Origin of the sequence: Bacteroides sp. 2201st1_D9_2201SCRN_220225, assembly GCF_040928965.1 — a bacterium.
In the GTDB taxonomy this organism is placed as follows: domain Bacteria; phylum Bacteroidota; class Bacteroidia; order Bacteroidales; family Bacteroidaceae; genus Bacteroides; species Bacteroides stercoris.
This window is the reverse complement of sequence record NZ_JBCODG010000066.1, coordinates 19243-27214: the sequence shown is the minus strand read 5'-3', so window position 1 is coordinate 27214 and position 7972 is coordinate 19243. Positions and strand designations below refer to the sequence as shown.

The following is a 7972-nucleotide window of genomic DNA, read 5'->3' as shown; positions in this document are numbered from 1 at the left end:
TAGTGTTTCCGAACCAGCTTTTGCCGGTTCTATTGTTTAACTTTTAATCTTTCGGTAAAAATTTACCGAAGTATTGGCTATAATTCACCAAATTATAAACTCATCTAAATATAATAAACCTCTCTTTTTTGGTGTCGCTGCCAAGAAAGAAATAATTAATTATGCAAAGAACTTAGGTACTTGGACTTTTAGTTGGACATCTGCACTTTATTGGTGTTGTCCTATATCAAAAGCACATAATCTTCAGGAACTAATTAATGCTCTCAAGAAATAATCAATATATCAACTGATTTTAAACATAAAATACATGTAGTAATTCTGTATGATTTTAACTCTTTATATTTATGTTTTACAATAAAATCCTAAAAGCACTAGCATTGTTAAAAAGTAAATATAGAACTATATCGCTTTCTTTAAATAAATGAGGCATAAATAATATAATACATACTACCAAAGCACTTAATGATTTTATATTATCATAAAAAGGGATATTCAGTAAATGTCTCTATTTAAACTCCACTTGTATTCGTATTAGACTTCTCCAACTTCCAAACATCAGGAAAAAGTTCACGAACATCTTTCCCAGAATCCTTTTCCAAATAATATGGAAGTTTGGCTATGACATCATTCAGCCATTCCCTTGGGGTAATTTCCTGTGCTTTACAGGTAGCTAATAATGAGCATATGATTGCTGTATTCTCAGCAGCCTCATGGTTAGTAAGCATCCGATAAAGTACACATTGTAGTACTAAAAACTCTTCTATTACTTTGCGTTCAAAAACGTAGTTATGAAACGATCAATGAGTAAAGAAGAGTTTTTAGTACTACAATGTGTACTTTATCAGATGCTTACCTTTATTCTTGAGAGCGAGTAATATTACTTCTAAGTGCCGAAGTTGCCTTCAAGCCGTATGGCTCTTTCCTTTGACAGCTCACTTCTGAGTATCTTTCTCAATGTCTCATCCTTTGCCGCCTTTCCCTTATGTACAAATGAAGTGGATATCCCATATTTCGTGCAGAACTTTCTGTTGGCATTATTGGCATATATGGAATCGGCAGCCACACATCTTACCCTCACATTCATGAGTTTCTGCTGCATACGGATGCAGTCCTTAAGCCGTATACCCTCATAGAAGGCCTTGAAGGAGATATGTTCGATAAACGATATGCCGTCTATCTGTATGTTGTTGACCTTCGCACCGAACTCGACGAATTTGGCTTCCTTGCCTCTTACGATGGGACGTATATAATGACGGTCAATGCTGACGATACAGTCACTGACTTTCCACCCTTCAAACATTTCCTTTTCCTGTACAAGGACCTTTCTGATAATAGAAAGACGTTTCTGGTAATCCTGTGTATACCAGAGTGAGGTTCCGTACTCTCTATGAATTTCATCCCTCTGTATGAGGAGTTTTTCAAGAAGCCTGATCATACGGCGCTTGAGCATCCTTGTCCTTGAAGCCTTCCTTTTTCTTTTCTTGCAGTAGGATAGATAGAACTCTGCCACACTCTTGTATTTGTTACGGGGATGCCTTATGCCAAGCTCCCCGCAATGCTTGCAGATATATCTGTAGAGTCATTCAAGGCTTTCCCAGAGGAGCTTCATGTTTGTAGGGAAACGCATATGACTCTCGTAGCATGTGGCATCGGCCATGCACACGTGAAGGTTCTCAAGATAAGGTTTCCCGTGTGAAGCATAGATCTCCTAAAGGGAGTTAATGTCAAGACGGGATACTATCTCATTACGGATGGCACTGACTATCTTGTAGTTGGTTATGGGAAAAGACGGCGTCTATCATGATTCCACAGAACATCTGGTAGTGTATGTTGCCGTTGAGATGTTCCACCAGTTGTCTGTCGGAGAGCCCGGTGTAGGCCTTCAGGACCATAAGAGCTATCTTTGCACAAAGACTGAAAATGTTCCTGAGACCCAGACGCTATTCCGACAGGCCTGCGGCTTTTGCCATACACTCAAACGGAAACACCGAATGAAGCCTACCAAGCTCACTTTCATTAAAACTCTTGCGATATTTTCCCAGAATATCAAATTCTAGAAAGCCCAAAGTAGGGTGAATTTCTGAAATATTTTGTATCTTAACCATATCTTTGTTGGGGAATTACCCCCGTTTTGCCCGTCAAACCTTATTTTCGGGGGAATATCTAAAGATACAAAAAACAACTAATTCACAATACTTTGTCTATGAACTAATTGGCTAATTTTATAATATTTACTGAATGTCCCTACTTATCAAAACCGATTACTGGAAAATTTACGAAGTCTTCGCGAAACTTTCTTTCCTGAAAAATATGAAATTCTTTGCGCAGACCGTATGGAACTGATTCGGGAAATTTCTCATCGCGTAACAGCCATTAAAATACAGGTACGAGAAATGACGGAAGCACGAAAAGTTGCTAATCACATGAGTAGCTACTGTGATAAAGCCTTCGCTTATGAAGAACAAGTTCGTCCGTATCTGGAAAGTATCCGCGACCACATAGACCACCTGGAAATGGAGGTAGATGATGAAATCTGGCCCTTGCCGAAATATCGCGAACTGTTATTTACCAAATAAGCCTATAAAAAATGCCCGTCACGAATAATTACTATCCATGACGGGCTTCACCAACATATATTTATAAAATTTTGTGCTTATGTTATCGATTAAATTTTAATACTTTCTTAGCATAGCGCTTCCCTAACAATAATTGCCCCTTCGTTCCAAAATGGGGGTCAGTAACATCTTTATACCAATCAACTCCTTTAGAAGACACACAGTCTGTATAAGGAATCCATGATGATATCTGCTTAATCATTTCATTAAAAGGTTCTGTTCCTGCTTCTCGTTTGGTCCAATTCCAACGTGAAATCTGACCAACAATAAACGGAACCTGAGGCATATTTAAATCCTTTCGCAAGTCTTCTACCAAAGTTATCAGCTTTCGCTTATAAGCTTCCGGGTTAGAACAATCGGCCTCTCCTTGATGCCAAAGAATTGCCTTTACTACCCCGCCTTGACGAACAGCCTGGCGAATACGGGCTAATGCCTCTTCATAATAACCGTCTTTGCTTCCTTTCAACCAGGAGTTAATGGAAGATCCTCCACGCGCATTCACCACCAATCCCAACGGTTTGCCTGTGCGGCGAACCATCTCCCTTGCAAAGCTGTAAGCCGGTCCTAAACGCTGCATAGACATATCCTTCCGAATGGTAGAATAACGATTGAGCGGATTCACTGCCGGTTCAAATCCCCCTTTATCATTCAATAGATACACCTGATTCAGCGTATCCATCACTGCTGGAATCAAGGTAGCCCGGCCAGCCATATTAGACTGGCCGATGCATACATATAAATCCAGTGAAGACGGAACCTGCTCGTTGATGCCCCCTGCCAATACTGAAGAGATATGCAGAAAACAAGCTATAAACAGACTAACTATCCGATACATTTTTCCTAATTCCATAATCAATAGTTTCTATACAGACGGATGGCATTTAATACTGGTTCACCTTCTTTTTTATGAAAGTCGACACACAATCCCTCTCCGTTCTTCACTGTCACAATAAACTTCTTAACAACTGCACGGGCATAACCATAGTCGCGAGCGATATTGAAATCGTCCAATACCTGCATTCCATTGATAGACACACCAAAGCTACGATTACCAGCCAAAATCTGTCCCACATCTGCTCCCAAGTTATAGACCAATGCTTCTTTCTCCTTATTGGAATCCAATTCAGCCCAATATAAATATACAGAATACTCACCATCGGGCACATCGGCTTTAAACGATTGGATACCTACTCGCTGAGTCTGGAAAATAGGATTCATATCCGTACCGAAGATATCAATATCCGAACCTAACATAAAACCAAAGTTCGTTTTACGTCGGTAAGGCGTCCCTCCTACAAATCCCCAGCTACCCAGTTTATATTCCTGCTCAGGAATCCATGCCACTTGCGCTGTACGGTCTTCAAAATATCTGGGTGATCCTAACATGATGTTCATTTCCGTAAAATCAGCTCCATACTCTTTTAAGTCAGCAGCTACCAATTGGAAGCAGACCTCCAGCCAATCTTCTACCACAGAATTACCCACTACAGCTGTTGCTTTCAGTTGATTCAAGCCATTTACAAAAGGTACTTCGAAAATAGCAGAACCATTTTCTACAGCTTTCACTCCCAAGCTACGGCCATTAATCAGTAATTCTACTTCTTTAGCATTCGAGAATACCGGAACGGCTTGCTTACATGCCCTTTCTGAAGTATTTACTACGCCCCCGCGAGCTTTCCATTCACGGTTACCTATAGCCAAAACAGGACGTTTACATAAAGCAGCCTGATAGAATAAATAAGTATCCTTCTTTTCTCGGTTTAGTCCAACTACTCCTTTATTATTCACATGAGGCACAGCATCAATACGAGATTCTGAATAGAAATCATTCAAATTCCACAAACTAGAACCTGCCACAAACGGACGTTTCATCATCTCTGCTATATAATGCTTGTGATAGTTCAACCCATATTCCTGTGAAAAATCGAAACGCTCTGACTGATAAGAATGCAGACGAGGATCTACACCTGGGCCATACTCGGTTACCATCAGTATTTTACCTTTATATACCTGATGCGCACGATCGAGCAAGCATTGGAATTTATTGATATCGGGTTCATACCAGCCCTGATACAAGTTCCATCCCAAAATCATGGGTATCTCTGTCAAGTGAGCTTCTTCATAGAACTGAGGAGCGTTATGATAAGCCATAAGGGTATATCTGGAAGGATCTTCCTGACGGATAGTAGCTTCTAATTCACGCGCTACCTTTTCTGTAAAATGATAATAATCTTTCAGTTGCTTACCTTCGGTATACGGACGGCGCAAGAAGATTTCATTCATATATCCCCAAATCATTACAGAAGGACGGTTAAAATCCTGACGTACCATTTCTTTAGCCATTTCTACAGAATTCGTCAGAAACTCCTCGGTTTCGGTAACCGCATTGATCAAAGGAATTTCTACAGAAGTAACAATACCCAGTTTATCACACATCTCCATCACAATGGGATCTTGTGGATAATGAGATACGCGCAGGAAATTACCTCCCATTTCCTTTAATAGCAACACATCTTGTACGTGCAACTCATCACGCAAAGCATTTCCTTGTTGGAAATAATCCTGATGACGAGCGGTACCCACCAATTTTCGATGCTTACCATTCAGGAAAAAACCTTTTTCTGAATCGAATGCAAACCAACGAAATCCTAAAGGATTCACAACTTCATCCAACAGTGCGCCTTTCTTATCAAAAATACGAGTATAAACCAAATAACGATAAGGATCATCAATATCCCATAAACGGGGAGATTCCATCTTAATCTTCTTGGCTACAGTTGTCTTTGTTTCGCCTGCCAACAGACAACAAGTCATCTGATGCTTCTTGACTTCTTTACCGCTGGCATCACAAATCACATTTTCTACAATCACCTCCTGCGGCTTATCCAATTCATTCGTCAGCAAAGCCGTTACCTCTATCGAAGCAGTAGTTTTACTTACCTCTGGCGTACGAATATAAACACCAGATGAAGCATAATCGTTGGTAGCCAGATGCACCGGATTCATAAACTGCAGGTAAACATCCCGATAAATACCCCCAAAGAAAGTAAAGTCGGCCGACAAAGGTGGAATATTGGGATTATACACATTATTTACACATACAGCCAAGAGGTTTTCCTGTCCATAACACAAGTGCGAAGTAACATCCATACAAAAGCGTGTATAACCACCTTTATGAGCGCCCAAATACTGACCATTCAGATACACTTGCACTTCCTGGTTAGCCCCTTCAAAATATATCACAGCTCGACGTCCTTCCTGGCTCTTATCTACAAACAAACGCTTGCGATACCAAGCTGGTCCGCGATAAAATCCTGCCTGATCATCATCCGCATCCTTGGCATTCCAAGTATGAGGAATATGAACGGTCTCCCAAGAAGAATCATCACAGCTCGTAAGATGGGCTTCAAAAGGAGAACCTTTCGCGAATCTCCATCCATCGTTGATTGTATATACCACACGCTGCTGCGCATGCAAGCATACCGCGACCAAAAACATGGCAAAAAGAGAGAAAATTTTCTTCATCATTAAAAAATACACTAATAATTGATATTCTATTTAACTGAATAGATGGTATAACCCAGTGACAAATTGCGAACTATCACATTACCTTTCATATAGAAAGTAGGCATATTGAATCCATTCACAATATTGTCTTTATACAATTCTATTTTAGCTTTCTTCCATTCGCCAGTATTATCCGTACGAATACGACCCACAATCTTAAAGAGTTCCTTCGGTGTGCGTGTAGTAGAGGAGCGAATGAAAAGCGGTTCATTACCGTTATCTAAGTATTCAAAATACAGATAACCTACATAATGGTTTCGCTGTAACTGACCTACCAACTCTTTCGGCAAAGAAATAGATAAGTTCTGCTTGGCTGAATAACCACCCGATTTACGTTTACCCTTAATGCCCATATCCGACTCACGCAGACGTTTCATATCGACCTTCATCATCGATTTAGCCTGCTGAATATCTTTTTGAATCTGGTTCATCAAACCAATAGCTATCGGATAACGACCTTGGCTGATTAACTGACCTACCTTATCCAATGAGCGATGACAAGCTGTAAAATCCATCTTGAGATGTTCCATGAAACGAGCTTCTTTACGCAATTGAAACAACATAAGCGGTAAAGCCAAACCACGTTCATCGGCAGTTTCACCCTTGAACTCGGCTGCATATTTCAAAGTGATACGTAATTCGCGGTCACCGTTTTCAACCGTCGGTTCTATTTCATGACCTTCTGTATAATCGCTCCAAGAAGCTATAAACATCATGTCCAGACTATCTTTTTCAGCCATGCAATATTTCCACATACTTTCATAAGTTTCACCATTATTGCGAGGCATATAAAAGAAATGTCCACGTCCCCAACCGGCACAACCGCTATTGTCCATTCCCGGCATAGCAAAACCAGACTTGATAGTATACATCGGATTATTACTGTGCCAAATGGAATCACGGAATGGAGTCATAAATGCCAGAATATCTTCCTGAGTAGCATAATTATCCCATTTTGCGTGTTCCTGGTCTCTTGCACGCACGCGCGCCGGAAGCCAGGCAGTAGGAATTTCCCCCAAAGCTTTCCAAGCTTCCATTTTTTCGCTATATGTTACTGGTACGTATTGGTTATTCTCCAGTTTACCCCAATCTGCCCAACGGCGCAATGTAACCGGCTGCTTCATACCTTGCGGCAACTTTACCATAGACAGGACCTTCCGATATTCATCGGCAGTAGCTCCGGGACCAAAATGGTAGAACACCGGCATGCCTTTTACAATAGGTGCTGTAGAGCCTGTAAAGACGCTATCCACCAAATATTGATAACATTTAGCCATATATTCGGTCTTCGTCTCACGGCTATTGATTTCCGGATAAATTTTAGTTATCCAGTCATAATACAACCAACCATCACACCAATTCACACCAATTTCAAAATCATACTTCTCAGCCACCTTCTGCATGGCACGCAAAAGTATATCGTTCTCGTGCGGAAAGAAGCCCCACTCTATAAAGAATCCATCGATTTTAGCTGCCTTAGCCGACAAAATCTGATATTCAATATAGTCGGGATCCAGATTTGACTGCATACCCACTAACGGATAAGCTACAGCCGCAATCTCATGTCTTCCTTCGTCGCCAATCAAGTCGGCATTATAACACAAAGTCTTCCTGCCGGTACTTGATTTTTCGGTATTTGCATACATTTCCCAACGCCCCAACTTACCATCGTGCTGACGGGTATAACGTACACCATGAAAATCGGCATACACTTTTTTCCCATTCTGAGCACTCAAGCAGAGAACAGAAAACATACTTATAAAAAGAAGAATGCATCTCATAAAAATGAT

3 protein-coding genes and 3 pseudogenes are annotated in these 7972 nt (G+C 40.7%); 1 reads left to right on the top strand and 5 read right to left on the bottom strand.

The features are described 5' to 3' along the window. Positions 1-509: 509 nt before the first annotated feature. Both AB5903_RS17630 and AB5903_RS17625 read right to left on the bottom strand, forming a co-directional pair. Positions 510-716: pseudogene (locus tag AB5903_RS17630) on the bottom strand (IS66 family transposase); the annotation flags it as partial. Between the two features lie 170 nt (positions 717-886). Beyond that, positions 887-2105 (bottom strand): annotated as a pseudogene (locus tag AB5903_RS17625) (transposase); the annotation flags it as partial. Positions 2106-2240: 135 nt separating this feature from the next. Between AB5903_RS17625 and AB5903_RS17620 the strand changes: the two are divergent. Then, a pseudogene (locus AB5903_RS17620) lies at positions 2241-2576 on the top strand (glutamine synthetase type III); the annotation flags it as partial. A gap of 82 nt (positions 2577-2658) precedes the next feature. Here AB5903_RS17620 and AB5903_RS17615 read toward each other — a convergent pair. Genes AB5903_RS17615 through AB5903_RS17605 form a run of 3 tightly spaced genes read right to left on the bottom strand, consistent with a single transcriptional unit; the run spans position 2659 to position 7936 of the window. Beyond that, positions 2659-3465 (bottom strand): sialate O-acetylesterase, encoded by an 807-nt coding sequence (locus AB5903_RS17615; RefSeq protein ID WP_272710761.1) that lies wholly within the window; start codon positions 3463-3465, stop codon positions 2659-2661. A gap of 2 nt (positions 3466-3467) precedes the next feature. Beyond that, positions 3468-6140, bottom strand: coding sequence for a glycoside hydrolase family 2 TIM barrel-domain containing protein (locus tag AB5903_RS17610; protein WP_336314132.1), 2673 nt, complete (start codon positions 6138-6140; stop codon positions 3468-3470). Between the two features lie 29 nt (positions 6141-6169). Then, complete coding sequence (locus AB5903_RS17605; RefSeq protein WP_224200140.1) at positions 6170-7936, bottom strand: glycoside hydrolase family 71/99-like protein; 1767 nt, start codon at positions 7934-7936, stop codon at positions 6170-6172. Positions 7937-7972: the final 36 nt, after the last annotated feature.

Excerpts from the sequence above, each read along its gene's own strand:
- AB5903_RS17615 (WP_272710761.1), bottom strand. The coding sequence starts at position 3,465 with ATGGAATTAGGAAAAATGTATCGGATAGTTAGTCTGTTTATAGCTTGT.
- AB5903_RS17610 (WP_336314132.1), bottom strand. The coding sequence starts at position 6,140 with ATGAAGAAAATTTTCTCTCTTTTTGCCATGTTTTTGGTCGCGGTATGC.
- AB5903_RS17605 (WP_224200140.1), bottom strand. The coding sequence starts at position 7,936 with ATGTTTTCTGTTCTCTGCTTGAGTGCTCAGAATGGGAAAAAAGTGTAT.